The sequence below is a fragment of the Streptomyces erythrochromogenes genome (assembly GCF_040684695.1).
GTDB lineage: Bacteria > Actinomycetota > Actinomycetes > Streptomycetales > Streptomycetaceae > Streptomyces > Streptomyces erythrochromogenes_C.
This window is the reverse complement of sequence record NZ_JBFBGM010000005.1, coordinates 187,721-213,160: the sequence shown is the minus strand read 5'-3', so window position 1 is coordinate 213,160 and position 25,440 is coordinate 187,721. Positions and strand designations below refer to the sequence as shown.

The 25,440-nt window shown below is 70.5% G+C and carries 21 protein-coding genes and 1 tRNA gene; 9 read left to right on the top strand and 13 right to left on the bottom strand.

Annotated features, from left to right (window positions below; translation table 11 throughout):
• The first annotated feature begins 32 nt into the window (after positions 1-32).
• A complete protein-coding gene (locus AB0O53_RS11395; protein ID WP_365194703.1) occupies positions 33-1,532 on the top strand; it encodes a peptidase M16 family protein in 1,500 nt (499 codons plus the stop codon).
• A gap of 62 nt (positions 1,533-1,594) precedes the next feature.
• Here AB0O53_RS11395 and AB0O53_RS11390 read toward each other — a convergent pair whose 3' ends face one another.
• Positions 1,595-3,406 (bottom strand): bifunctional metallophosphatase/5'-nucleotidase, encoded by a 1,812-nt coding sequence (locus AB0O53_RS11390; RefSeq protein WP_350994966.1) that lies wholly within the window; start codon positions 3,404-3,406, stop codon positions 1,595-1,597.
• 127 nt (positions 3,407-3,533) lie between these two features.
• On the opposite strand from AB0O53_RS11390, the gene AB0O53_RS11385 reads away from it, so the two are divergent.
• The 5 genes from AB0O53_RS11385 (at position 3,534) to AB0O53_RS11365 (ending at position 7,548) form a co-directional block, all read left to right on the top strand.
• Positions 3,534-4,238, top strand: a complete 705-nt coding sequence (locus AB0O53_RS11385; protein ID WP_350994964.1) for an SIMPL domain-containing protein — start codon at positions 3,534-3,536, stop codon at positions 4,236-4,238.
• 146 nt (positions 4,239-4,384) lie between these two features.
• Positions 4,385-5,812 (top strand): pyruvate kinase, encoded by a 1,428-nt coding sequence (gene pyk / locus AB0O53_RS11380; protein WP_350994963.1) that lies wholly within the window; start codon positions 4,385-4,387, stop codon positions 5,810-5,812.
• 170 nt (positions 5,813-5,982) lie between these two features.
• Positions 5,983-6,576: a GNAT family N-acetyltransferase gene (locus tag AB0O53_RS11375; RefSeq protein ID WP_350994961.1), complete on the top strand. Its 594-nt coding sequence runs from the start codon at positions 5,983-5,985 to the stop codon at positions 6,574-6,576.
• The gene (locus AB0O53_RS11370) at positions 6,573-7,127 is read left to right on the top strand and encodes a GNAT family N-acetyltransferase (RefSeq protein WP_365194698.1); all 555 of its coding nucleotides are present in this window, start codon (positions 6,573-6,575) and stop codon (positions 7,125-7,127) included. The genes AB0O53_RS11375 and AB0O53_RS11370 overlap by 4 nt, the downstream gene beginning before the upstream one ends.
• Before the next feature lie 70 nt (positions 7,128-7,197).
• Complete coding sequence (locus AB0O53_RS11365; protein ID WP_365194695.1) at positions 7,198-7,548, top strand: hypothetical protein; 351 nt, start codon at positions 7,198-7,200, stop codon at positions 7,546-7,548.
• A gap of 34 nt (positions 7,549-7,582) precedes the next feature.
• Here the strand turns inward: AB0O53_RS11365 and AB0O53_RS11360 are convergent, their stop codons facing one another.
• From AB0O53_RS11360 to AB0O53_RS11350, 3 genes are all read right to left on the bottom strand, one after another.
• On the bottom strand, positions 7,583-8,296 hold the full coding sequence (locus AB0O53_RS11360; RefSeq protein WP_365194692.1) for an alpha/beta fold hydrolase: 714 nt from the start codon (positions 8,294-8,296) through the stop codon (positions 7,583-7,585).
• A 39-nt stretch (positions 8,297-8,335) separates the two neighbouring features.
• Entirely contained in the window at positions 8,336-9,115 is a 780-nt protein-coding gene (locus AB0O53_RS11355; RefSeq protein ID WP_365194689.1) for a helix-turn-helix domain-containing protein, read from the bottom strand.
• Positions 9,116-9,201: 86 nt separating this feature from the next.
• Positions 9,202-9,284: transfer RNA gene (locus tag AB0O53_RS11350), tRNA-Leu, on the bottom strand.
• Positions 9,285-9,376: 92 nt separating this feature from the next.
• Between AB0O53_RS11350 and AB0O53_RS11345 the strand changes: the two genes are divergently transcribed.
• Positions 9,377-10,030, top strand: a complete 654-nt coding sequence (locus tag AB0O53_RS11345; protein ID WP_350994952.1) for an ANTAR domain-containing response regulator — start codon at positions 9,377-9,379, stop codon at positions 10,028-10,030.
• An 83-nt stretch (positions 10,031-10,113) separates the two neighbouring features.
• Here AB0O53_RS11345 and AB0O53_RS11340 read toward each other — a convergent pair whose 3' ends face one another.
• From AB0O53_RS11340 to AB0O53_RS11305, 8 genes are all read right to left on the bottom strand, one after another.
• Complete coding sequence (locus AB0O53_RS11340; RefSeq protein ID WP_030664901.1) at positions 10,114-10,830, bottom strand: ABC transporter ATP-binding protein; 717 nt, start codon at positions 10,828-10,830, stop codon at positions 10,114-10,116.
• Positions 10,827-11,864, bottom strand: a complete 1,038-nt coding sequence (locus tag AB0O53_RS11335; protein ID WP_365194843.1) for an ABC transporter ATP-binding protein — start codon at positions 11,862-11,864, stop codon at positions 10,827-10,829. Before AB0O53_RS11335 ends, AB0O53_RS11340 begins: the two co-directional genes overlap by 4 nt.
• Before the next feature lie 5 nt (positions 11,865-11,869).
• On the bottom strand, positions 11,870-13,606 hold the full coding sequence (locus AB0O53_RS11330; protein ID WP_350995090.1) for a branched-chain amino acid ABC transporter permease: 1,737 nt from the start codon (positions 13,604-13,606) through the stop codon (positions 11,870-11,872).
• A gap of 5 nt (positions 13,607-13,611) precedes the next feature.
• Positions 13,612-14,544 (bottom strand): branched-chain amino acid ABC transporter permease, encoded by a 933-nt coding sequence (locus AB0O53_RS11325; RefSeq protein WP_030664890.1) that lies wholly within the window; start codon positions 14,542-14,544, stop codon positions 13,612-13,614.
• Between the two features lie 108 nt (positions 14,545-14,652).
• Positions 14,653-15,885: a branched-chain amino acid ABC transporter substrate-binding protein gene (locus AB0O53_RS11320; RefSeq protein WP_031149227.1), complete on the bottom strand. Its 1,233-nt coding sequence runs from the start codon at positions 15,883-15,885 to the stop codon at positions 14,653-14,655.
• A gap of 540 nt (positions 15,886-16,425) precedes the next feature.
• Positions 16,426-16,827, bottom strand: a complete 402-nt coding sequence (locus AB0O53_RS11315) for a hypothetical protein (protein WP_350994950.1) — start codon at positions 16,825-16,827, stop codon at positions 16,426-16,428.
• A gap of 441 nt (positions 16,828-17,268) precedes the next feature.
• Positions 17,269-17,760: a PaaI family thioesterase gene (locus tag AB0O53_RS11310; RefSeq protein ID WP_350994948.1), complete on the bottom strand. Its 492-nt coding sequence runs from the start codon at positions 17,758-17,760 to the stop codon at positions 17,269-17,271.
• Positions 17,761-17,814: 54 nt separating this feature from the next.
• On the bottom strand, positions 17,815-20,085 hold the full coding sequence (locus tag AB0O53_RS11305; protein WP_350994946.1) for an FdhF/YdeP family oxidoreductase: 2,271 nt from the start codon (positions 20,083-20,085) through the stop codon (positions 17,815-17,817).
• 200 nt (positions 20,086-20,285) lie between these two features.
• On the opposite strand from AB0O53_RS11305, the gene polA reads away from it, so the two are divergent.
• Complete coding sequence (polA, locus tag AB0O53_RS11300; RefSeq protein ID WP_365194686.1) at positions 20,286-23,009, top strand: DNA polymerase I; 2,724 nt, start codon at positions 20,286-20,288, stop codon at positions 23,007-23,009.
• A gap of 54 nt (positions 23,010-23,063) precedes the next feature.
• On the opposite strand, the gene AB0O53_RS11295 is transcribed toward polA, so the two are convergent.
• The gene (locus tag AB0O53_RS11295; RefSeq protein ID WP_365194684.1) at positions 23,064-23,945 is read right to left on the bottom strand and encodes a DUF4184 family protein; all 882 of its coding nucleotides are present in this window, start codon (positions 23,943-23,945) and stop codon (positions 23,064-23,066) included.
• 184 nt (positions 23,946-24,129) lie between these two features.
• Between AB0O53_RS11295 and AB0O53_RS11290 the strand changes: the two genes are divergently transcribed.
• Positions 24,130-25,401 (top strand): lytic transglycosylase domain-containing protein, encoded by a 1,272-nt coding sequence (locus AB0O53_RS11290; protein ID WP_365194681.1) that lies wholly within the window; start codon positions 24,130-24,132, stop codon positions 25,399-25,401.
• Positions 25,402-25,440 lie beyond the last annotated feature (39 nt).

Genomic DNA, 25,440 nt, shown 5'->3' with positions numbered 1-25,440 from the left:
ACCACACCTGACCTGCGGCTATCGTCGCCGTCATGCAGCGAACCAACGCCGACGGGGTCACCGTCCTGTGGCAGGCCGCCCCAGCACCGGGCCCCCTCAGCGCGGTCCTCTCCTTCGGCACCGGACTGCGGGACGAAACCGCCCCCACCCTCGGCACAGCCCACCTCGTCGAAGCCCTCGTGACGACGCACCTCGGCAGGCGGCCCCACGAGTTCACCAGCTCCGTCGAGGAAGAGGCGACCCACTTCGCCGTCAGGGGCACCCCCCAAGAGGTCACCGGCTTCCTCCACACCGTCTGCAGCGCCCTCAGCGACCTGCCGACCCAGTACACGGAGCACGCCACCCGCCTCCTCGGCCTCCACCCGCCCCGCACCTGCGACCACCGCGGCGCCGAACCCCTCAGCGCCCGCTACGGCCCCCACGGCCTCGGCCTCGTCCTGCACCACGACCCCGACATGTACACCCGGCTCAGCCCCGACGCCGTCCGCACCCACGCCGCCACCCACTTCACCCGCGCCAACGCCGTCCTCGCCCTCGACGGCCCACCGCCCGCCGGACTCACCCTCCCGCTGCCCGACGGCCCCCGACCCGACCGCGCCGCCCCCCGCCGGCGCGCCGGCGTACCCGGCACCTGGCAGCACCGCCTGGTCGACACCGTCTCCCTCCTGCTGACCTCACGCGCCCACGAACCCGCCGCCGTCGCCGCCTGCCACGTCCTGGCCCGGCGCGTCGAACACCTCACGCACGACACACGCGGCATATCCGACGGCGTCACCCTCCACCGGTTCCTCCGCGACCGACTGACCCTCGACCGCGTCCTCGTCCTGCAGCCCGCCGACGGCCACGCCGAAGAAGCCGCCGACATCCTCTGGAACGAAGCCCTGAACCTCGCCCGACGAGGCCCCACCCGCCAGGAACTCGACGCCCTCACCGAGCACGCACGCGCCGAACTCCACTGCCACGACGGACGCTGCCACCACGACCGCTGGACCTCCCTCCAACGCGCCGTCGAAAGCGAGCACTTCGGCATCCCCTACCACGACCCCGGCACCCTCCTTGCCCAGCACGCCGCCGTCACCCCGCAGGACGTCGCCGACCACCTGCAACGCGCCCTCACCGACGCCGTACTCGTCGTGCCGGCCCAGGTCTTCCCCCGGCCCGCCACCCTCCGCGGCACCCCCCTGCCGAACTCCACCTGCTGGCGCTCCCACGGCGAGCACCCCGCCACTCCCCGCACCGCCGGCACCCGCTTCCGCAAGAACCCCCTCCGCCGCCTCATCACCCCCCGCGACGAAAGCGGCGAATACCTCCTCACCCCCTGGGGCCTGGTCCTGAGCGACGGCAACCGCGACGAACACGACATCCGCTTCGACGAGATCGCCCTCGTCCGCCACGAAGGCCCCGGCCGCGTCGTCCTCACCGGCTGCGGCTGCCACCTGCACATCCACCCCGACCACGTCGCACGCGGCGAACGCCTCATCGCCGCCCTCGACGCCGCCGTCCCGCCCCACCTCGTCCACACCGACGCCTGAAAACACGCGCGGGGCCGGTGCCCGCCGCCGCGGACACCGGCCCCGTCACGCGCGAGGGCGTACTAGAACACCGGCACGCCCGCCCGTGTCAGCCGCCAGTCCACCGAGGCGAACTGCGCCGGGTCGATCGTCCCCTTCGCCTTCACCCACTGGATGATCGTGTTGCGGATCTCGTCCGAGTTCGACCACAGCTGCTTGGCCTGCGGCACGTGCGGGAAGTTCCCGCCTCCCGAAGCACGGTAGTTGTTCACCGCCAGCACGAACTGCGCCGCCGGATCCACCGCCTTCCCCTGGAAGGACAGCCCCGAGATCCGCGAACCCGCCGGCTGGGCGATGTCGATGTCGTACGCCAGCCCGTACACCGCGTCGTAGTTGTAGTCCGGAATGCTCTCCGCGTTCGTCAGCTTCGCCGGATCCACCGCGTCACCCGGCGCCGTCCGCACGAAGTACCGCGCCGAGTACTCCAGGTAGTCCTTCAGCTGCGCACCCGTCACCAGCCGCGCCTCCATCGTGTTCTCGAACGGGTACAGACCCGCCGCATCCCGGATCGTCACCTGCCCGGCCGGGATCGCCGCCGTCCGCGAGAAGCACGAGGCCTGCGACAGCACCGGCAGCGCCGCCCACTGGGTACCCGCCAGGGCCGTCTTCACCGTCTCCGCCTGCACGTGGTTGATCAGGTCGATGATCGCCACGTCCTTGACCGGGCCCTCCGCCGAGGACATCGCCTGCGTCGAGGTGCCGATCACCTGGTTCACGTACGCCACGACCTTGCGGTGCTCGTCCGACAGCAGCCGCGTGATCTTCGCGTCCTCCGCCACCGTGTTCGAGTTCAGGACCTTCGCCGCGACCTTCGCCACCGACCAGCGGCCCTTCTCCCACACCAGCTCGAAGTCGAACAGCGTCAGCCGCTGCCCCCACTTCAGCGGCTCCGACAGCACCACGTCCTTGCCGGTCGCCGTGTTCTTCACCCGGTACTCCGGGATCTCCGTGTGCGCGTGCCCCACCAGGATCGCGTCGATCCCCGGGACCTGCTCCGCCACCAGCGCCGCCGCGTTCTCGACGTACGGCAGCTGGTCACCGTACGAGGACGTGCCGCTCGATCCCGAGTGCGCCGACACGATCACCACGTCCGCACCCATCGACCGCAGCTTCGGCACGTACTTCGCGGCCTGCTCCTCCAGCCCCGGGAACGTCATCTTCCCCTGCACGTTCGCCTTGTCCCACAGCGCGATGCCCGGGTTCGTCAGCCCCAGCACCGCCACCTTCACGTCCCGCCCGCACGGCGTGCGCAGCTTGTGCATGCTGTACGGAGCGAACGCCGGCCGCAGCGTCTTCGCATCCAGCGCGTTCGCCCCCAGCAGCGGGAAATCGCACTGCTCCTCGAACTTGCGCAGCACCGGAATGCCGTAATTGAACTCGTGGTTCCCCAGCGCCGCCGCGTCATAGCCGATCGCGTTCATCGCCTGCGCCATCGGGTGCACCGGACCACGCCGCGCCGTGATCGGATCGACCTTCGCGTAGTAGTACGACAACTGCGTGCCCTGGATGGTGTCACCCGCGTCGATGAGCAGCGTGTTGCGCCGGCCCTTCTCCGCCCGCACCTGGTTCACCAGGGTCGAGATCTTCGCCAGACCGACGTCGTTGTGCGCCTTGTCGTCGAACTCCTTGTCCGTGAAGTAGTCCCAGTTGAAGACGTTCCCGTGCAGGTCGGTCGTCCCCATCACCGTGAACGCGTACGTCCGCGGCTGCGGCTTCCTCGCATCCGGCTGCTGCGTCGCGGCTGCGGCAGCCGGGGTGCTCGTGGCCCCCGCCAGCGCCACGGCCGCGCCGGTGGCGGCCGTGGTCCCTATGAAAGTCCTGCGGTCGAACGCCATGCCATCTCCCTTTTGAGGCCTGAACAACGCGCGTAGATTCTGACCCACGGGTAACAAGCCGCAACACCCCCGTCAGGTTTCGATCCGGTGACCACACCCGAACGGGCGACAGTGCGAGAGTGAATCCATGACCCAGGACGCATCGCACCAGCCCTACGGCACCCCCGAAGTGCCCCGTGTCGCAGTCCGCGGCGAAGCCCGCCTCGAAGTCGACCCCGAAATCGCCCGCATCGGCATCACCGTCAGCGCCCGCGGCACCGACCGCCGCACCGCGCTCGACGACCTCACCCGCCGCAACAACACCGTCCTCGACCTCGTCAAGAGCTACGGCGACCCCGTCGAAAAGCTCGAAACCGGCGTCCTCTCCATCACCCCCGAACTCACCCGCCACGGCAAGGGCGAGCGCGTCCGCGCCTACCACGGCCGCGTCCACATCACCGCCGAACTCAGCGACTTCACCGCCCTCGGCGAACTCACCACCCGCCTCGCCGACCTCGAACTCACCCAGGTCGAGGGCCCCTGGTGGGCCCTGCGCCCCACCTCGCCCGCCCACGGCGAAGCCCGCCGCCAGGCCGTGCTCGAAGCCGTCCAGCGCGCCCGCGAATACGCCGACGCCCTCGGGGCCAGCCTCGCGGCCCTCGTCGAACTCGCCGACCTCGGAACCGAGAACGCCACCCCCTTCGCGCAGGCCCCCGGCGGCTCCGGCATGCGCACCATGGCCTTCAGCGCCGACGTGAAGGGCGGCCCCCCGCCGCTCGACCTCGAACCCCAGCGCCAGACCGTCCACGCCCAGGTGAACGCACGCTTCACGATGACCCCGCCGCAGCTCTGAAATCAGGGCGAAACGGGCTCGTGGGGGTGCTCATCGGAGCACCCCCACGCACATTCAACAATTGTCAACAAGCTTTTGCCCATTGGTTGTTGAGAGGACACCCGGAAGCGATTACCTACCCGTTGGTAGGGGAATAGGCTCGCCCCATGCGCCGAGCGAAAATCGTATGTACCCTGGGCCCCGCCACCGACTCATACGACCAGATCAAAGCACTGGTCGAAGCCGGAATGGACATCGCCCGCCTCAACCTCAGCCACGGCACCTACGCCGAACACGAGGAGCGCTACCAGCGCGTACGCAAGGCCTCCGACGAGACCGGCCGCAGCGTCGGCATCCTCGCCGACCTTCAAGGCCCGAAGATCCGCCTCGGCCGCTTCCACGAAGGCCCCGTACTCCTTGAACGCGGCGACGACTTCACCATCACCGTCGAAGACCACGAAGGCGACCGCCACACCTGCGGCACCACCTACAAGGGCCTCGCCGCAGACGTCACCACCGGCGAACGCATCCTCGTCGACGACGGCCGCGTCACCCTCGAAGTCACCGCCGTCGACGGACCCCGCGTCCGCACCCGCGTCATCGAAGGCGGCATGGTCTCCGACCACAAGGGCCTCAACCTCCCCGGCGTGGCCGTCTCCGTCCCCGCCCTCTCCGACAAGGACATCGAAGACCTCCGCTGGGCCCTGCGCACCGGCGCCGACGTCATCGCCCTCTCCTTCGTCCGCAGCGGCCGCGACATCGAAGACGTCCACCGCATCATGGACGAAGAAGGCCGCCGCCTCCCCGTCATCGCCAAGATCGAAAAGCCCCAGGCCGTCGACAACATCGACGAGATCGTCGCCGCCTTCGACGGCATCATGGTCGCCCGCGGCGACCTCGGCGTCGAAATGCCCCTGGAACAGGTCCCGATCGTCCAGAAGCGCGCCATCAAGCTCGCCAAGCGCAACGCCAAACCCGTCATCGTCGCCACCCAGATGCTCGACTCGATGATCGACAACTCCCGGCCCACCCGCGCCGAAGCCTCCGACGTCGCCAACGCCGTCATCGACGGCACCGACGCCGTCATGCTCTCCGGCGAGACCAGCGTCGGCAAATATCCCGTCGAAACCGTCCGCACCATGTCCCGCATCGTCGAAGCCGCCGAAGAGGACATCCTCGCCAAGGGCCTCCCGCCCCTCACCGACCGCAACAAGCCCCGCACCCAAGGCGGAGCCGTCGCCCGCGCAGCCGCCGAAATGGGCGACTTCCTCGACGCCAAGTTCCTCGTCGCCTTCACCCAGAGCGGCGACACCGTCCGCCGGCTCTCCCGCTACCGCAGCCCCATCCCCCTCCTCGCCTTCACCCCCGACCCCGCCACCCGCTCCCAGCTGAACCTCACCTGGGGCGTCGAAACCTTCCTCGGCCCCCACGTCGACTCCACCGACGCCATGGTCGCCCAGGTCGAAGAAGAACTCCTGCGCATCGGCCGCTGCGTCACCGGCGACGTCGTCGTCATCACCGCCGGCTCACCCCCCGGCGTCAGCGGCTCCACCAACCTCGTCCGCATCCACCACATCGGCGACGCGGTCCACTGAACCACCCCGCCCCACCGCGCCGGACCACCCGGCGCGGTGGAGACGACCACCCCCTGCACGTCATCGAGCCGCTCGAACAGCCGCACTCCGACCCCGGCGGCGACGGCAACAGGCCCTGACCAAAGGAAATGGGCTGGCGGCAGGCCCGACGGCCGAGTAGGAAGGGCGCCATGAGCACCCCCCTACGGGCCTTCGTCCGCACCACGCTCGACCTGGGAGACTTCACCCTCCACCCCTGGGGCCGCCCGCCCGCCGGAACCGAGCGCCTCGACGACCTCGTCGCCGCCGCGGCCGACCCGGCCATCGCCCTCTGGAACCCCCTCGCCACAGCCGACCACAAAGCCGCCCAGACCTGGCTCGAAGCCCGCGAAGACGGCTGGGACCGCGGCGCCGGCGCCGCCTTCGCCGCCCTGGACACCACCGACGGCACCGACGGCACCCTGCTCGGCACCGTCAACCTCCGCTGGACCGACCGCGCCGACGGACAGGCCATGATCGGCTACTGGTTCCTTCCCCAGGCCCGCGGACGCGGCCTCGCCACCCGCGCCACCAGAGCCGTCACCACCTGGGGCTTCCGCACCGCCGACGCCCGCCGCATCGAAATCGCCCACGCCACCGGCAACGACGCCTCCTGCCGCGTCGCACAACGCTGCGGCTACCTCCCCGAAGGCACCCTCCGCCAGTCCCACCTCTTCGGCGACGGCCGCCACCACGACGAACACCTCCACGCCCGCCTCGCCACCGACCCGGAACCCCTCCCGTGACCACGACCGTCCGCGACCGCACCCCCCACGACCTCGGCCCCTGCGCGGACATCCTCGCCCAGGTCCACGAACACGACGGCTACCCCGTCAACTGGCCCGCCGCGCCCGACGCATGGCTCACCCCACCCGCACTCCTCCACGCCTGGGTCGCCGAACTGAACGGCACCCTCGCCGGCCACATCGGCCTCTCCCGCAGCGACCCCGCAGACGCGGCCCCCAGCCTGTGGAGCGCCCGCACAGGGGCGAGCCCCGACGCGACCGCCGTGATCAGCCGCCTCTTCGTCGCCCCGTCCGCCCGCGGCCACCGCATCGGAGCGGCCCTCATGGCCCGTGCCGGCGCACAGGCCCGCGCCCACGGCCTCCACCCGGTCCTCGACGTGGTCGCCACCGACACCGCCGCGGCAGCACTGTACGAACGCCTCGGCTGGCACCTGCTCGGCACGGTCGACCAGCAGTGGACCCCCACCCAGACGGTCGCCGTCCACTGCTATGCGGCCCCTCTCGTGCCCCAGGAAGCACGGGCGAACCCGCCCAGGAGGACGACGGGGTGACCGCTCGCCTCAAGCGGACCCGTGTCACGATGACCCCGTGAACACTCCTGGTCCTTCGGCACGCCGTCGCATGCTGATCGAAGCGGTGGCCGTGGTCGCGGCAGACGCAACGGCTCAACTGGCATGGCTGCAGAGGTACGACGTGCCACCGGACGAGATCGCCCTGGGCTTCGATGACGGCTTCCGACTGGCCGGCCAACTGGTCGAAGAGGGGCAGCTCAGTCCGGAGGTACAGCCTCCCCTGCGGACGATCGACGAGATCTTCAACGAGATGAGCCGGCCCGCAGGGGTGGATCGGTGGACGAGGGAGGCCCTGTCCACCGACGCGGGATGGGCCCGCGCCCGGCAGCTGGCACGCGAAGTCCTCACGGCGGAAGGCGAGGCGGACGCACCGCTGCCGCACATCTGCATCGTCCGATGACTACGGGAGCGGGGCGCAGGACCACGAGGCGCTCTCACTCCACGGCGGCATCGAGGAGGACCTGCGCCAGCTCGCGCGGCCGCGAGAACATCGGCCAGTGGCCGGTGTCCATCGTGACCAGCCGCCAGCGCTTGCCGTCCACCAGCTCGGCCACGACCTCGTCGGGCCCGGCGTCCTCAGGCTCGGTCCCCGGCATCACGCACAGGACGTACGTCGCCGGAAGCTCCCCGAGCGGCCCCGACAGCACGGCGGGCTCGGTCAGCGTGGCACCCGGGTGAGGGGTCGAGCCGCGCACGAGGCGTGCGATCTGCTCATCGGTCAGACCCTCGCCGTCGAAATGAGCAGCCGGCGCGAGCGGCCAGAACCCGCCGCTCCCGGCGATCGACGCCTCCACCGCCGCCCTGCCGTCCGGCCAGGCGGAGACGAACGACTCGCCGTCGACCGGAACACTTGAGTCGACGAACACCACGCGGGCCAACCGGTCACCGATCCGCTCGGCGGCCTGACCCACCGGGATGCCCGAGTAGCTGTGACCCACCAGCACCACCTCACGCAGATCCAGGCGCTCCACCTCGGCAACGATGTCCTGGACATGAGTCGCCTGCCCCGCCGGAACACCCTGCTTCTCGGCAAGACCGGACAGCGACAACGGATGGACGCCGTGGCCGGCCGCGCGCAGATACGGCACCACCTCGTCCCACGCCCACGCCCCGAGCCGTGCCCCTGCGACCAGCACGTAATTCACCATGCCCGCACCGTAGCCGGACGGCCCGACGATCTCCCAGGGCTAATACTTCGCCCCGATGTGGGCGTCCATGAGCGCGACGGACGCCTTCCGGGCGACGGAGACGTTGAACGGGTCGCTGCCGCGCGCCAGGACCGTCCACTCGACACCGAGCGCGGTGAGCGTGTCGGTACAGAGCCTCCGGATGTCGTTCGACTTGTTGGTGAAGATGTACCGCGGGTACTCGTAGCGCTTGCCGTTGCGCACCGTCCAGTTGGTGATCCGACACCCGTCGGAGTGGATCAGCCCCCGGACGAACTCCCACGGGCACGCGTCGACGATCTCCTGCTGCCAGTCTTCGAGGACGATCCGCCGCTCGTGCTTCTTCCCGGGCCCGTGCTGCGGGAACAGGCATGGCAGGTGCTTGAAGTACACCTTGATGTTCTGTGCTCCGACGGTTCGCACACGACACGTGGCATTGTGCGGAAAGACGGCGTGCAGTGCGGCTTCTGCCTCGTCCTGGATGCCGGGCCACGCGTTGTCCAGGGTGATCATGAGGCTGGGGACCTTGTGCTTCACGTAGTGGCTGATGTGGCCGTCGCCGAGGTAGAGGCCCAGCAGGTAGGCGTAGGCGGAGAGGTCCAGAGCCCGTCCGTCGCAGCGGGGGCACAGGAGTGACGGTCGGATAGCAACCGGCTCGCCCCGTTTGCGGCGGTCTATGTGTTTCCAGTAGCTGACGGTTCCGAGCGGGACATCGAGGTGGCGTGCGACGTCCGCGTTTCTCGCGCCGCCACGCAACAGGGACAGCGCCGTTTGCCGTACGCCGAGGCTGTGGGACTCCATGGAACAACTGTGCGTGACCATGGGTGGCTGCACGTAGCAAAAAGTGGACGTTCACGCGAAGGTGAACGTCCACTTTTCGAACGCGGTGCCGGGTGCGGGACTCGAACCCGCAAGCCCTCACGGGCAGATGTGTTTGAGACATCCGTGTATGCCATTCCACCAACCCGGCAAGGTCGCACGTCGGAGTGTACCGGGTGACCGCCGGGCGGCGCTGCTAGGTAGGCTCATCCAAGCAGCAGCGCCCCGCAAAGAGGAGCCCCCGTGACCGCCGAGCACGAGTCGACGCCCACGCCCGACGCCGACCAGTCGCACGTTCCGCCGCTGACGACCCGGGTCGTCATCGCCGAGGACGAGGCGCTCATCCGTCTCGACCTCAAAGAGATGCTCGAAGAAGAGGGCTACACCGTCGTCGGCGAGGCCGGCGACGGGCAGACGGCCGTCGAGCTCGCCCGCGAGCACCGGCCCGACCTGGTCATCCTCGACGTGAAGATGCCCGTCCTGGACGGGATCTCCGCCGCCGAGAAGATCGCGCAGGAGTCCATCGCCCCCGTCCTGATGCTGACGGCGTTCTCGCAGCGCGACCTCGTGGAGCGGGCCCGGGACGCCGGAGCCATGGCGTACCTCGTGAAGCCGTTCAGCAAGAGCGACGTGGTGCCGGCCATCGAGATGGCCGTGTCCCGGTTCGCCGAGCTGCGCGCGCTGGAGCAGGAGGTCGCCGACCTCTCGCAGCGGCTGGAGACCCGCAAGCTGGTCGACCGGGCGAAGAGCATCCTGCAGACGCAGTACGGGCTCACCGAGCCCGCGGCCTTCCGCTGGATCCAGAAGTCCTCCATGGACCGCCGGATGTCGATGCAGCAGGTCGCCGAGGTGGTCATCGAGGACGCCGAGTCGAAGAAGAAGGAGGGCGGGAAGTAGTTCCCGTCCGGTTCACGTCCCGGGCTCCCCGGGACATGCGTGAGGCCCGCCTCCCCCGAGGGAGGCGGGCCTCACACGTTGTGTCAGTCCTCGCCGAGGTAGGCCTTGCGGACGTCCTCGTTGTGGAGGAGGTCCTGGCCGGTGCCCGAGAGGACGATCTTGCCGATCTCCATGACGTGCGCCTGGTCGGCGAGGGAGAGCGCCGCCTGGGCGTTCTGCTCGACGAGCAGGATCGTCATGCCCGAGGCCTTGAGCTCGGAGATGGTCGACATGATCTTCTGCATCATCAGCGGGGAGAGACCCATGGAGGGCTCGTCCAGCATGAGGAGCTTCGGCTGGCACATGAGCGCGCGGCCCATGGCGAGCATCTGCTGTTCACCGCCCGAGAGGGTGCCGGCGGCCTGCTTGCGACGCTCGCCCAGGATGGGGAAGAGGTCGTAGGCGCGCTGGATGTCCTTCTCGATGCCGTCCTTGTCGCTGCGGAGGAAGGCGCCGAGCTGGAGGTTCTCCTCGATCGTCAGCCGGGGGAAGATGTGGCGGCCCTCGGGGGAGTGCGCCAGCTTCAGGGCGACGATCTTGTGGGCGGGAACGCCGACCAGGGGCTGGCCGTCGAAGGTGATGCTGCCCGCGGTGGGCTTCAGGAGCCCGGAGAGGGTGCGGAGGGTGGTCGTCTTGCCGGCGCCGTTGGTGCCGACGAGGCAGACGATTTCACCTTCGTTGACCTCGAAGGAGATTCCCTTGACGGCTTCGATCTTGCCGTAGGCGACCTTGAGGTCCTCGACCTTGAGCAGTGCGGTCACTTGGCCTCTCCTTCCGTGCTGGTGGTGCTGGTGGTGCTGTCCGCGTCGCCCTCGGCGTCCGCGGGGGCCTCGTCCTCGGCCGCGGCTTCCGCCTCGGTCTCGGTCTCGGTCTCGGCGGCGGCCGGGGCCGCAGCCTCGGCCACCGGCTCGGCCTCGACCTCAGCCTCGACCGCAGCCTCGGCGTGGGCTTCCGCGGCCTCGACCTCGGCGACTTCCTCGGCACCGGGCTCGCCCTCGAAGGGAGTTCCGAGGTAGGCCGCGATGACGCGCTCGTCGCCCTGGACCTCGGAGGCGGTGCCTTCGATGAGCTTCTCGCCCTGGACGAGACAGGCGACGCGGTCGCACAGGTTGAAGATGAAGCGCATGTCGTGCTCGATGACGAGTACGGCGATGCCCATGTCCCGGATCGCGAAGATGAGCTCTTCGGCGGCGCGGGTCTCCTGCGGGTTCATGCCGGCGGTGGGCTCGTCCAGGAGGATGAGGCCGGGGTCGCTGGCGAGGGCGCGGGCGATCTCCAGCTTGCGCTGCTCGCCGTAGGGGAGGTTCTTCGCGAGGTGGTCGGCCTTGTGCTCCAGGCCGATGAACTCGAGGAGTTCCATGGCGCGTGCCTCGCTGGCGGCTTCGGCCTTCTTGAAGCCGGGGCCGCGCAGCAGGGCGGACCAGAGGCCTTCCTTGGTACGGGTGTGGCGTCCGACGAGGACGTTCTCCATCACCGTCATGTTGTGGAAGAGCCGGATGTTCTGGAAGGTACGGGCGATGCCGGCCTCGGTGACCCGGTGGGGCTTGGGCGGGAGGACCTTGCCCTTGTAGCTGACGGAGCCCTCGGTGGGGACGTACAGCCCGGTGAGGCAGTTGAAGAAGGTGGTCTTGCCGGCGCCGTTGGGGCCGATGAGTCCGACGATCTCGCCCGCGTTGACCTGGAGGTCGACGCCCTTGACGGCGGTGAGGCCGCCGAAGCGCATGGTGACGCCCTTGGCTTCGAGCACCGTGGTCTTCGTGGTGGTCGTGGTGGTGGTGTCCGTGGTGGTCGTCATGTCGTTCACGCCCCCGCCTTGGCGGTGGCCAGGTCCTTGGGGGCCTGGTCAGCGGTGTCGTCGTGGAACTCGAGCTGCGCGCGCTTGTTGGCGATGAGGCCTTCAGGGCGGAAGCGCATGAGCAGGATGAGGGCGATGCCGAAGGCGAGGAGCTGGTAGTCCTGGAGGAAGGCCAGCTTCGCCGGGATCAGGAAGAGCAGTGCGGCGCCGAGGATGGGGCCGCGGATGGTGCCCATGCCGCCGAGGATGACGGCGGCGAGGAGGAACGCGGAGTTCGGCGGGACGGGCCCGGCGAAGACGTAGTTCTCGGGGACGACCGTGGTGTTGACGTGTGCCTGGACGGTGCCGGCGAGGCCTGCGAGGGTGGCGCCGAGGGCGAAGGCGATGAGCTTGACCTTGAAGCCGTTGATGCCCATGGCTTCGGCGGCGGTCTCGTCCTCGCGGATGGCGACCCAGGCGCGGCCGATGCGGCTGTTGCCGGCGCGGGCGAAGACCACGACGACCAGGGCCATGACCAGCAGCATCAGGAAGTAGTAGTTGGCGTAGGCGCCGAGTTCGATGCCGGCGACGATGTGGGACTCGCCGAAGTTCCACCCGAAGATTTCGAGGTGGGGGATGTTCGGGATGCCGTTCGGGCCGTTGGTGACGTCGGGGCCGGAGGTGCCGTCGAGGTTGCCCATGGCGATGCGGAAGATTTCTCCGAAGCCGAGGGTGACGATGGCGAGGTAGTCGCCGCGCAGGCGGAGGGTCGGTGCACCGATGACCACGCCGAAGACCAGCGAGACGATGGCGCCGACGATGACCGCCGCCCAGAAGGGGAGGTGGATGCCGAAGGCGGAGGCGGTGCTGCCGGAGACCAGGGCGGCGGCGTAGGCGCCGACGCCGAGGAAGGCGACGTAGCCGAGGTCGAGGAGGCCGGCGAGGCCGACGACGATGTTCAGGCCGAGGGCGACGGTCGCGAAGATCAGGATGTTGACCGCGATCAGCGTGTAGGTGTCGCCGCTCTGCTGGATGAACGGGAAGGCGATCGCGGCGGCCGCGGTGCCGAGGAGGGTGACCTGGCGGTTGTTCGCGGTGAGCACCGAGAAGCGGGCGAGGAGGCCCGACTTGTTCAGGGCGAGGGCCGCGAGGCCGACCGTGATCAGGTAGGCGACGAAGAGCTGCGGTTCCTTGTCATCGGTGTCGATGCCGAAGGTGATGACGAAGAGGCCGAGGGCGAAGACGCCGGTGATGATGAGGATCTCGGCCCAGTTGGGCAGCGTGCTCTTGGCCGGGGTGACCTTGCGGCTGTCGTCGGGGAGCTTGTACGCGGCGAGGGCCGGGACGAGGGAGCCGACGAGGGCGACGTAGGCGCCGGGTTCGAGGTTGACGACGCCGCCGAGGACGACGGTGATCGCGATGACCGTGAACCAGGTGGCGGCCATGTTGCCGAGGGCCAGGAACCAGATGGGCTTGCGGGAGCCGGCGGGGGTGAGCCAGCCGAAGCCCTTGACGCCGAGTGCGGCGAGCGCGTGCACCAGGGTGAGGGCGGCGCCGGCCAGGGTTATGTACTGGAGGTCGGCGGGGCTGCCGTAGAAGGTGAGGTCGCCGGGGAAGTCGGCGGTCCACGTCCAGGCGAGGAAGGCGCTGACGATGGTGAGGAGGCTGCCACCGACGATCGCGTAGAGGAGGGTCGCGGGGGCGGGTGCCGTCTTCGCGGTCTCCGTCGGCGTCTGCGTCTGCGGGGTGGTGTTGGTGGTCATGGTTCTCACGCCCGATCCGTGACGCGCTGGCCGAGCAGGCCTTGGGGCCGCACGAGGAGGACGACGATGAGGAGTACGAAGGCCCAGACGTTGGACCAGGCTCCGCCGCCGAGCTGCTGCATGCCGGGGATCTCTTCGATGTAGGCGATCGAGAGGGCTTCGGCGAGTCCGAGGACGACGCCGCCGACCATGGCTCCGTAGATGTTGCCGATGCCGCCGAGGACGGCTGCGGTGAAGGCCTTGAGGCCGAGGATGAAGCCCATCTCGAAGTTGATCTGGCCCTTGTCGACGCCGTAGGCGACGGCTGCGACGGCGGCGAACGCGGCACCGATGGCGAAGGCCATGACGATGATGCGGTCGGTGTTGATGCCCATCAGCTTGGCGGTGTCGGGGTCCTGCGCGGTGGCCTGCATGGCGCGGCCGCTGCGGCTCTTCTGGACGAAGACGCCGAGGGCGAGCATGCAGAGCGGGGCGAGGATGAGGACGAAGAGGTCCGCACGCTGGATCGCGAGGCTGTCGGTGATCTTGAAGGCGGCTCCCTTGAACTCCGGGAAGCTGACGGCCTTCTTGGCGTCCGGGTAGAACTGCCAGACGAGCTGCTGCAGCGCGATCGAGAGGCCGATTGCGGTGATGAGGGGTGCGAGCCTTGGAGCGCTGCGCAGGGGGCGGTAGGCGAAGCGTTCGGCTGCGCATGCCACGGCGACGGAGCAGATGGCGCCGCCGACGATCATGACGGGTATCGCGATCAGCAGGGTGGTGCCGGTCGGGAGGATGGCGTAGGCGGTGAGCGCGCCGAAGCCGCCGATCATGAAGATCTCGCCGTGGGCGAAGTTGATGAGCTGGACGATGCCGTAGACCATGGTGTACCCGATGGCGATGAGGCCATAGAGAGCACCGAGGGCCAGGCCGTTGGCCAGCTGTTGCGGCAGTTCGTGCACCGCAGGGCCTCCGATGAGCGTGTCGGATAAGACTCCGCGCGAGGGCACTGTTTGCGCCCTCGCGCGGCGTTGGTTCAGGTGTTACGGGTGGTGCTGGGTGCTACGGGCTTACTGGTTGAAGGTGTCGCTCTTGACGTCGACCCACTTGCCGCCCTCGACCTTGTAGACCGTGAGCTGCTTGTTGGTGGTGTCGCCGTACTGGTCGAAGGCGACCTTGCCGGTCACGCCCTCGAAGGAGACCTTGCCGAGAGCCTCGACGACCTTGGCGCGGGCGTCGTCGGGGAGCTTGCCGCTGTTGGCGGCGACGACGGCCTTGACGGCCTGGATGACGGCCCAGCCGGCGTCGTAGGAGTAGCCACCGTAGGCGGCGTACGGGTCCTTGTAGCCTTCGGCCTTGTAGTCCTCGATGAACTTCTTGGCGGTGTCGAGCTTCTCGACCGGGTAGCCGATGGAGGTGGCGAGGTCGCCCTCGTTGGCCTCACCGGAGGCGCTGATGAAGGCGGGGTCCTGGATGCCGTCGCCGCCCATGAGCGGGACGGCGGCGCCGGCCTTCTTGATCTGGTCGGCGAGCAGGCCGCCCTCGGGGTACTGGCCGCCGAAGTAGACGGAGTCGGCGCCGGAGGACTTGACCTTGTCGGCGGTGGAGGAGAAGTCGGTCTCCTTCACGGTGACGTGGTCGGTGCCGGCGACCTCGCCGCCGAGCTTCTTGAACTCCTCGGCGAAGATCGCGGCGAGGCCGGCGCCGTAGGTCTGCTTGTCGTCGACGATGAAGACCTTCTTCTTGCCGGCGTCCTTGAAGAGGTACTGGGCGGCGAACTTGCCCTGGACCACGTCGGTGGCGGCGGTGCGGAAGTAGGTGTCGAAGCCGCGCTTGAACTCGCCCTTGCCCCAGTTGTCACCCTGGCTGAGCGCGGGGTTGGTGTTGGCGGGGGAGACCTGCGCCAGCTTGGCGGAGGCGAAGACGCCCTGCATCTGCTGGGCGACGCCCGAGTTCAGCGGGCCGACGACGCCGAGGACGTCCTTGTTGCCGACGAGCTTGGTGGCGTTGGCCTGGCCGGAGGCCGGGACGGCCTGGTCGTCGAGGGCCTCGACCTTGAACTCGATGCCCGGGACCTCGTTGTTCTTGTTGGCCGTCTTGGCCGCGAGGTCCACGGAGTTCTTGATGCCCTGACCGAGAGCGGAGAGGGATCCGGTGAGCGGGGCGTCGACGCCGATGACGACGACGGTCTTCTTGCCGCCGCTGTTGTCCTTGGAGCCTCCGTCGCGCGATCCGCAAGCGGTGAGGGTCAGTGCTCCCGTGGTGATCACGGTGGTGAGGATGAGCAAAGAACGGTGTCGCACGATTCTTCCTTTCCCTGGCGCAGCCCTCTGTCGAGGTGCCGTTGGGTCGCCGGGCCGCACTGGAGAGGTCCACGGCCGTGCTGATTCGCGCCCTGCGGCGCGGTGACTGGCCGTGACTCTAGGGCCGAGGTGGCGAGCACCGGGAGGCGGGAAAGGAGGATGTGACGCTCTTGTTATGCCAAGGCCAAGAATGTGTGGTGGGAGTTTGAACAAACCGGACATTTAACCCCCCTTGAGATCGTCCGCATGGTGAGAAATCGCAGTTCCTCTAAGGGGCTTGAGGCCTTCATGCTCCTGTCTTAGATCAAATTGAGCCGAATGTGGCTGCGCGTGCCCGAAAGAATCCTCCGGGTGGCCATTCTCGAGGGAAAAGGCGGATTCGAGCCGTCTCGGGAATTACGCAGAGTGATGATTGCGGCGTTGTGTCGGGACTGTGAACGATCTTGCTTCGGTGGCGGCAGGGTCTCCCACCTGCGGTTCGACCCCGCGGGGGCACCTGCCCGGAAGACGGACAGCGTGGTCGGAATGCGGTGACGCCGGTCACACGGGAGGGCGCCAGTTCTCCGAGCTGCGGGTGGCGCCGCCCTGCTCGGCGCAGCGCTGCGCCACGAAGCGATCGATCAGCTCAAGTGCCTTTTCCCGCCCGGCAGTTCGCTCCTCCGCACGCCCTGCGGCCACCGCGTCCTCGTGGATCGCGTACTGGTCGTTGGACAGCCCCTTCTGCTCCCAGTCCAGGCCGGACCAGGTGGTGCCCAGGAGGGTCTCCTTCGCCCAGTAGGACACGAGGCTCGTGCACACCTGTACGGGGGAGGCGGGGGTGGGGGCGGAGGGGCTCGCGGAGCCCGCCGCGGAGGGTGGTGCGGAGGATGAGCATCCGGCCAGGGCGAGCGCCGCGAGGAGGGTGTGGGCGGCGTACCGGGCCGTGCGTGGCATGGTCCCCATGGGGGGACGGTAGGCGGTGACCACCGGTGAGACAACAGATGTCACCGCGAAGCGTGCGGAGTGGCGGATTCCGGGCGGTTGCGGCGCCGTTGCGGCCGGGCCGGCGGGCGCGGCGGAGGACCGGGGGCGACGTCCGGCGGGGGAGAGGCGTGGCCGGAAAGGGTCGGCCCGAGGGGGGTGTCCTGCCGGTCGGGCCGGACCGGCAGGACGCGGCGAGCCCGGCGGAGCCGGCCCGGCACCGCCGGTCGGGCCGGCGGTGCGGGTGCGCAGGCGGGCCGGTGCCGTACCCGGCGGCCAGGCGGGCCGGGGCGGCCGGCAGGCGGGCCGGTACCGCCCCGGGCGGCCGACGGACGGGCGGCCCGGTGTCGGCGGGCAGGCCCGCCGGTACCGGCGGGCGGCGGTCCGCCCGAGCGGGGCTCCGGAGCGGGGCTCCGGGGCCGGTCAGGCCTGGGAGTGGGCCTCGGCGCCGCCGGCGACCTGGTCGACGTCGCGCAGCAGGCAGGTCAGGCGGGCGGTGCAGATCCGCTTGTCCTGCTCGTCGGTGATGACGATCTCGAAGGTGGTCGTCGAGCGGCCGCGGTGGACCGGGGTGGCGACGCCCGTGACGATGCCGCTGCGGGCGCCCCGGTGGTGGGTGCAGTTCAGGTCCACGCCGACGGCGATCTTGCTGATGCCGCCGTGCATCATGGCGCCGATCGAGCCGAGGGTCTCGGCCAGTACGGCGGAGGCCCCGCCGTGCAGCAGTCCGTAGGGCTGGGTGTTGCCCTTGACGGGCATGGTGCCGACGACGCGGTCGGCCGAGGCCTCCAGGATGCGGATGTCCATGCGCTCGCCGAGGTCTCCGGCCGAGAACAGCGCGGGCAGGTCGATGCCCAGGGCCGCGTACTCGTCGAGGACCTCCTGCGGGAACTTCACTGCGTGCTGCTCACCCATGGTCAGGCTCCGTTCGTCAACGCTCGTTAACCTTCTTTTCCTGAGGTCGTTCTATCAGGCGGGTTCGAAGCGCACGACGACGGACTTGCTGGCCGGGGTATTGCTGGTGTCCGCGGTCGAGTCGAGCGGGACCAGCACGTTCGTCTCGGGGTAGTACGCGGCGGCGCAGCCGCGGGCGGTCGGGTAGTGCACGACGCGGAATCCGGGTGCGCGGCGCTCCACGCCGTCCTTCCACTCGCTCACCAGGTCGGTGTACGAGCCGTCGGCGAGGCCCAGCTCGGCGGCGTCGGCGGGGTTGACCATGACGACGCGGCGGCCGCCGGTGATGCCGCGGTAGCGGTCGTCGAGGCCGTAGATCGTGGTGTTGTACTGGTCGTGGCTGCGCAGGGTCTGCAGGAGCAGCCGGCCCGGCGGGACCCGCGGGTACTCGACGGGGGCGGCGGTGAAGTTCGCCCTGCCGGTCTTCGTCGGGAAGCGGCGTTCGTCGCGGGGGGCGTGCGGGAGGCGGAAGCCCTCGGGGCGGGCGGCGCGGGCGTTGAAGTCCTCGAAGCCGGGGACCACGCGGGCGATCCGGTCGCGGACGGCGCCGTAGTCGCGCTCGAAGTCCTCCCACGGGGTGGCGGAGGCGGAGCCGAGGACGGCGCGGGCCATGCGGGCCACGATCGCGGGCTCGGAGAGCAGGTGGGGGGAGGCGGGGGCGAGGTTGCCGCGGGAGGCGTGGACCATGCCCATGGAGTCCTCGACGGTGACGAACTGCCGGCCGGAGGCCTGGACGTCCTTGTCGGTGCGGCCGAGGGTGGGCAGGATCAGGGCGCGCCGGCCGGTGACCGCGTGGGAGCGGTTGAGCTTGGTGGAGACGTGGACGGTCAGGGCGGTGCGGCGGATCGCGGCCTCGGTGACCTCGGTGTCGGGGGTGGCGCCGACGAAGTTGCCGCCCATGGCGAAGAGGACCTTGGCCCGGCCGTCGCGCATCGCCTGGATGGAGCGGACCACGTCGTAGCCGTGGCCGCGCGGCGAGGTGATGCCGAACTCCTTGTCGAGGGCGTCGAGGAAGGCGGGTGCGGGGCGTTCGAAGATGCCCATGGTGCGGTCGCCCTGGACGTTGGAGTGGCCGCGGACGGGGCAGACGCCGGCGCCGGGGCGGCCGATGTTCCCGCGCAGCAGGAGGAGGTTGACGACCTCGCGGATGGTGGCGACGGCGTGCTTGTGCTGGGTGAGGCCCATGGCCCAGCAGACGATGGTGCGCTTCGAGGCGAGGACCATGGCGAGGGCGCGCTCGATCTCGGGGCGGGTCAGGCCGGTGGCCGTGAGGGTCTCGTCCCAGTCGGCCTCCTTCGCGGCGGCCGCGAGGTCCTCGTAGCCGTGGGTGTGCTCGTGGATGAACGCCTCGTCGGTGGCGCCCTCCGTTTCGATGACGAGCTTGTTGAGGAGGCGGAAGAGGGCCTGGTCGCCGCCGATGCGGATCTGCAGGAACAGGTCGTTGAGGGCGGTGCCCCGGAGCATGCCGAGGGGGGTCTGCGGGTTCTTGAACCGCTCCATGCCGGCCTCGGGCAGCGGGTTCACCGAGATGATCTTCGCGCCGGCGGTCTTGGCCTTCTCCAGGGCGGAGAGCATGCGCGGGTGGTTGGTGCCCGGGTTCTGCCCGGCGACGATGATCAGGTCGGCCTGGTGGAGGTCTTCGAGGGAGACGCTGCCCTTGCCTATGCCGATGGTCTCGGTCAGTGCGGAGCCCGAGGACTCGTGGCACATGTTGGAGCAGTCGGGCAGGTTGTTGGTGCCGAACTCGCGGGCGAAGAGCTGGAAGAGGAACGCGGCCTCGTTGCTGGTGCGGCCCGAGGTGTAGAAGAGGGCCTCGTCGGGGGAGTCGAGTGCGGTCAGCTCCTGCGCGATGACCTCGAAGGCGCGCTCCCAGCTGATCGCCTCGTAGCGGTCGCCGCTCTCGGGCAGGTACATCGGCTGGGTGATGCGGCCCTGCTGGCCCAGCCAGTAGCCGGAGCGGGTGGCCAGGTCGGCCAGGGGGTGCGCGGCGAAGAACTCGGGGGTGACCCGGCGCAGCGTGGCTTCCTCCGCGACGGCCTTGGCGCCGTTCTCGCAGAATTCGGCGGTGTGCCGCTTGTCGCCCTCGGGCCAGGCGCAGCCGGGGCAGTCGAAGCCGTCCTTCTGGTTGACCTTGAGGAGCGTGCGGGCGGTACGGGCCAGGCCCATCTGCTCCTGCGCGATGCGCAGGGTGTGGCCGATCGCCGGAAGGCCGGCCGCCGCGTGCTTGGGCGGTGTGACCTGCGGTGCGTCCTGGACCGGATCACCTGTGGGCGGCTTGGTCGCCATCGCGCTCCCCTTCGAGCGTACGTACGGGTGCAGCACGGGTGGCCGCGTGCTTCGATCCTTGCACGACCCACGCGGTTCGGGGAGGGCGGTCCGGTGCTCGCGGCGCCCCGGCCGGGTGCGCCGGGGGCGTCCGGTGGGGCGGATGCGCCGGTGGGGGCGACGGGCCGGAATTGTCGGTGGGGGCGCCTAGGATCGGGGACGTGGCAGATTCAGCATCGAAGAAGACGGACCAGACGACCGCAGCGGACCGCCCCCGCCTGATGCTCATGGACGGGCACTCCCTGGCGTACCGGGCGTTCTTCGCGCTGCCCGCGGAGAACTTCACGACCGCGACGGGGCAGCCGACCAACGCCATCTACGGCTTCGCGTCGATGCTGGCGAACACGCTGCGCGACGAGGCGCCCACGCACTTCGCGGTGGCGTTCGACGTGTCCCGCAAGACGTGGCGTTCGACGGAGTTCCCCGAGTACAAGGCGAACCGTTCCAAGACGCCCGACGAGTTCAAGGGGCAGGTCGAGCTGATCGGCGAGCTCCTCGACGCGATGAAGGTGCCGCGGTTCGCCGTCGACGGCTTCGAGGCCGACGACGTGATCGCGACGCTGGCGACGCAGGCGGAGGCCCTCGGTTTCGAGGTGCTGATCGTCACCGGCGACCGGGACTCCTTCCAGCTCGTCTCCGAGCACACGACCGTGCTCTACCCGACCAAGGGCGTCTCGGAGCTGACGCGCTTCACGCCGGAGAAGGTCGAGGAGAAGTACGGGCTGACCCCGCAGCAGTACCCGGACTTCGCGGCCCTGCGCGGAGACCCGTCCGACAACCTCCCCGGCATCCCGGGCGTCGGCGAGAAGACCGCCGCCAAGTGGATCACCCAGTTCGGGTCGTTCGCGGAGCTCGTGGAGCGCGCCGAGGAGGTCAAGGGCAAGGCCGGGCAGAACTTCCGGGACCACCTGGAGGCCGTCAAGCTCAACCGGGTCCTGACCGAGATGGTCAAGGACGTGGAGCTGCCCCAGGGCGCCGCCGACCTGGGCCGCCTGCCGTACGACCGGTCCGCCGTGACCGGCGTGCTGGACGTGCTGGAAATCCGCAACCCGTCGCTGCGCGAGCGGCTGCTGGCCGTGGACCCGGGTGCCGCCGAGCAGGAGGCCGCTCCGGCGCCCGCGGCCGGCGTCGAACTCGACGCGTCCGTGCTCGGCACGGGCGAGCTGGCGCCGTGGCTGGAGAGCCACGCGGGCGGGCCGCTGGGCGTCGCGACCGTCGACAGCTGGGCCCTGGGCCAGGGCAGCGTCGCCGAGGTCGCGCTGGCCGCCGCCGGGGGAGCCGCCGCCTGGTTCACCCCGGCCGAGCTCGACGAGAGCGACGAGCGGGCCTTCGCGGCCTGGGCGGCCGATGCGGCCCGCCCCAAGGTCGTCCACAACGCCAAGGGCCTGATGCGGGTCTTCCCCGAGCACGGCTGGAGCCTCGACGGCGTCACCATGGACACCGCGCTCGCCGCCTACCTGGTCAAGCCGGGCCGGCGCTCCTTCGCCCTGGACGCCCTGTCCACGGAGTACCTGCACCGCGAGCTGGCCCCGGCCGCCGCCGACGGGCAGCTGGCCTTCGGTGCCGACGAGACGGCCGAGGCCGAGGCGCTGATGGCGCAGGCCCGCGCCGTCCTGGACCTGGGCGACGCCTTCGCCGGCAAGCTCACCGAGGTGGGCGCCGCGGAACTGCTCCACGACATGGAGCTGCCGACCTCCGAGCTGCTCGCCCGGATGGAGCGCGCCGGCATCGCCGCCGACCGCGACCACCTGGAGGCCATGGAGCAGCAGTTCGCCGGAGCGGTGCAGCAGGCGGTCAAGGAGGCGCACGCGGCGGTCGGCCACGAGTTCAACCTCGGCTCGCCCAAGCAGCTCCAGGAGGTCTTCTTCGGCGAGCTGGACCTGCCGAAGACGAAGAAGACCAAGACGGGCTACACCACGGACGCCGACGCGCTGGCCTGGCTGGCCACGCAGACCGACCACGAACTGCCGGTGATCATGCTCCGGCACCGTGAGCAGGCCAAGCTGCGCGTCACCGTCGAGGGCCTGGTCAAGACCATCGCCGCCGACGGCCGGGTGCACACCAGCTTCAGCCAGACGGTCGCCGCGACCGGCCGGCTGTCCTCCACCGACCCGAACCTGCAGAACGTGCCGGTCCGCACCGACGAGGGCCGGGCCATCCGCCGCGGCTTCGTCGTCGGCGAGGGCTTCGAGTCGCTGATGACGGCCGACTACAGCCAGATCGAGCTGCGCGTGATGGCCCACCTCTCCGAGGACGAGGGCCTGATCGAGGCGTTCGCCTCCGGCGAGGACCTGCACACCACCGTCGCCTCCCAGGTCTTCGGGGTCGAGCGCGACCAGGTCGACGCCGAGATGCGCCGCAAGATCAAGGCCATGTCCTACGGCCTGGCGTACGGGCTGTCCGCCTTCGGCCTCTCGCAGCAGCTGAACATCGAGCCCGCCGAGGCGCGCGGCCTGATGGAGACCTTCTTCGAGCGCTTCGGCGGGGTCCGCGACTACCTCCAGCGCGTGGTGGACGAGGCCCGGGCCACCGGATACACGGCGACCGTCTTCGGCCGCCGCCGGTACCTGCCCGACCTCAACAGCGACAACCGCCAGCGCCGCGAGGCCGCCGAGCGGATGGCGCTCAACGCCCCGATCCAGGGCACCGCCGCCGACATCGTCAAGGTCGCGATGCTGCGCGTGGACAAGGCGATCACCGGGGCCGGCCTGCGCTCGCGGATGCTGCTCCAGGTGCACGACGAAATCGTGCTGGAGATCGCCCCCGGCGAGCGCGAGCAGGTGGAGGAGCTGGTGCGCCGCGAGATGGGCGCCGCCGTCGAGCTCCGCGCCCCGCTGGACGTGTCGGTGGGCGTCGGCGCGGACTGGGAGTCCGCCGCGCACTGATCCCGCGCGTCGCGCGACGACGAGCGAACAGCGCCCGTCCCCGTCCCCGTCTGCTCAGGCGGCGGGGACGGGCGTTCGCGTCTCCTCGTCCGAGCGGCCGTCGTGGTGCCGGTCACGGTCACGGTCACGGCCGCGGCGCTGCCGCAGGCGTACGAGGACCCCGTAGACCAGCAGGGACACGCACAGGCCGCCGCCCGCACCGAAACAGATGGTCGGGATGATGTCGAGGGGCGTGCGGATGCGGTCGAAGAAGGTGAAGAAGCGGATCACGCGGAAGGTCACCCCGACCGCGACGCCCGCCGCGATCAGCGCCAGCGCACCCCAGTACTCCGCGCGGCCGAGCACCGGCACCGACGCGGGCGGCGCACCGGCCGGCAGCCGGCGCAGCGCCGTCGCCGTGAACCACAGCAGCGCGCAGGCCGCGATCGCCGAACTCCCGTACTGCAGGAAGGTGTAGGGCGGGAAGCCGAAGGCGACGGGCTCGCCGAGCCAGGGCATCGCGTTCGTACCCCACCGGTCCCCGTGCGTGAAGCTGTCCCACAGCACGTGCGTGAGCGAACCGGCGACCGCCGACACGTAGAACCAGGAGGCGAGCGCGGGCAGTCGGCGGCGGGCGCGCCACTCCTCGCCCCGCAGGAGGGCGTGGACCCGGCCCTGCCAGCGGCCCGGCAGGAGCGCGACGAGCGGCTCGCGCAGCAGCAGCCAGAACCCCACCAGGACGGCCGTGAGGACCGCGTCCAGCGTGAACACCCCGAGCAGCGAGTGCGTGACGCTGCCGTACGCCATGAAGCCCTCGACGACCGCGTCCGTGAAGTAGAAGGTGTCCGGCGCGAAGGAGCCGAGGACCATCGCGGAGGCGACGAGGGGACCCCGTGCACGGCCCGTCCGGCGGATGGCCGGAAGTACGGCCGCCGCATGGCTGAGGGTGAACGGCATGGCACCTCTTCTGGATGTTGCTGTCGTCGTTCCTTACTTCGGGCCAATGCGCCCGAAGGGTCCCGACAGTATGCGTGACCTGCCCGAGGACGTGGGGATCCGGTGAATTCCGGCTCTCGGTGCGTGCTGGTTGCAGGGAGTTGACGTAGGGTCACGCGGACGTCGAGGGGGAGGGGTTCGGCACATGTCGTCTCGGATATTCGGCCGCAGGCTGCGCAGGGGGACCACGGCCGCGCTGGTCTGCGCGCTGACGGTCGCCGCGCTGACCGCTTCGCGGGGTCCCGCGGGATTCGCCCCGGAGGCGACGGTCGCGGCCGGCGGCGGGAACGCCGCGGACGGGCCGCTCCCGGCCGACGCGAGCGGCGGCGACTCGGCGTACTTCACCGAGCTGCCCCCGCTGGTCAGCCCGCAGCCGCCGGCGGTGCTGCTGCCGGACGGGACACCGCCGACGACGCCGGGCACGGACCCGGCGGCGCCGCCCGCACAGCCCGCCACACCGGTCGTGACCGGGCCGGGGGAAGGGGCGCAGGGGATACCGGCGAGCGTGCTCGCGGCGTACCGGCGGGCGGAGCGGACCGTGGGACAGAGCGACCCCGGCTGCGGCCTGCGCTGGCAACTCCTGGCGGCCATCGGCAAGGTGGAGTCCGGGCAGGCGCGCGGCGGGCAGGTCGACGCGGCCGGGACCACCCTGAGGCCGATCCTCGGACCGGTGCTCGACGGCAACGGCTTCGCGAACATCCGCGACACCGACGGCGGCGCCTACGACGGCGACGCGCGGTACGACCGGGCGGTCGGGCCGATGCAGTTCATCCCCTCCACCTGGGCGGCCTGGGGCCAGGACGCGGACGGCGACGGGCGCCGCAACCCGAACAACGTGCACGACGCGGCCCTCGCGGCCGCCCGCTACCTGTGCGCGGGCACCCGGGACCTGCGCGTGGAGGCCGACCTGGACCGGGCGGTGCTCTCCTACAACCACTCCACGGAGTACCTGCGGACGGTCCGGTCCTGGTTCACGTACTACCTCAAGGGCACGCACGAGGTCCCGGACAGCGGCAGCGGCAGCGGCGGTACGCCGGCACCGGCACCGGCCCCCGCACCGGCGAAGCCGAGCCCGACGCCGAGCCCGACGCCGAAGCCGACCCCGACGCCGGACCCGAAGCCGACGCCGACGCCCACGCCGGCCCCCACCCCGACGCCGGACCCGAAGCCCACGCCGACCCCGACGCCGGATCCCAAGCCCACCCCGACGCCGACCCCGACGCCGGATCCGAAGCCGACGCCCACGCCGACCCCGACGCCCACCCCCACGCCCACGCCCACCCCGAGTCCGACCGTGACCCCGACGCCGAAGCCGACCCCCACTCCGGCCGCGACGGCGCCCACCCGGACCCCGGCACCCACGGCCACCCCGAAGCCCGCCCGGACCCCCGCGCCGACGTCCACCCCGGCGCCGTAGCGCCGTCCGGGTGATCGCCGGGTGGACGCGGCGTGCCCG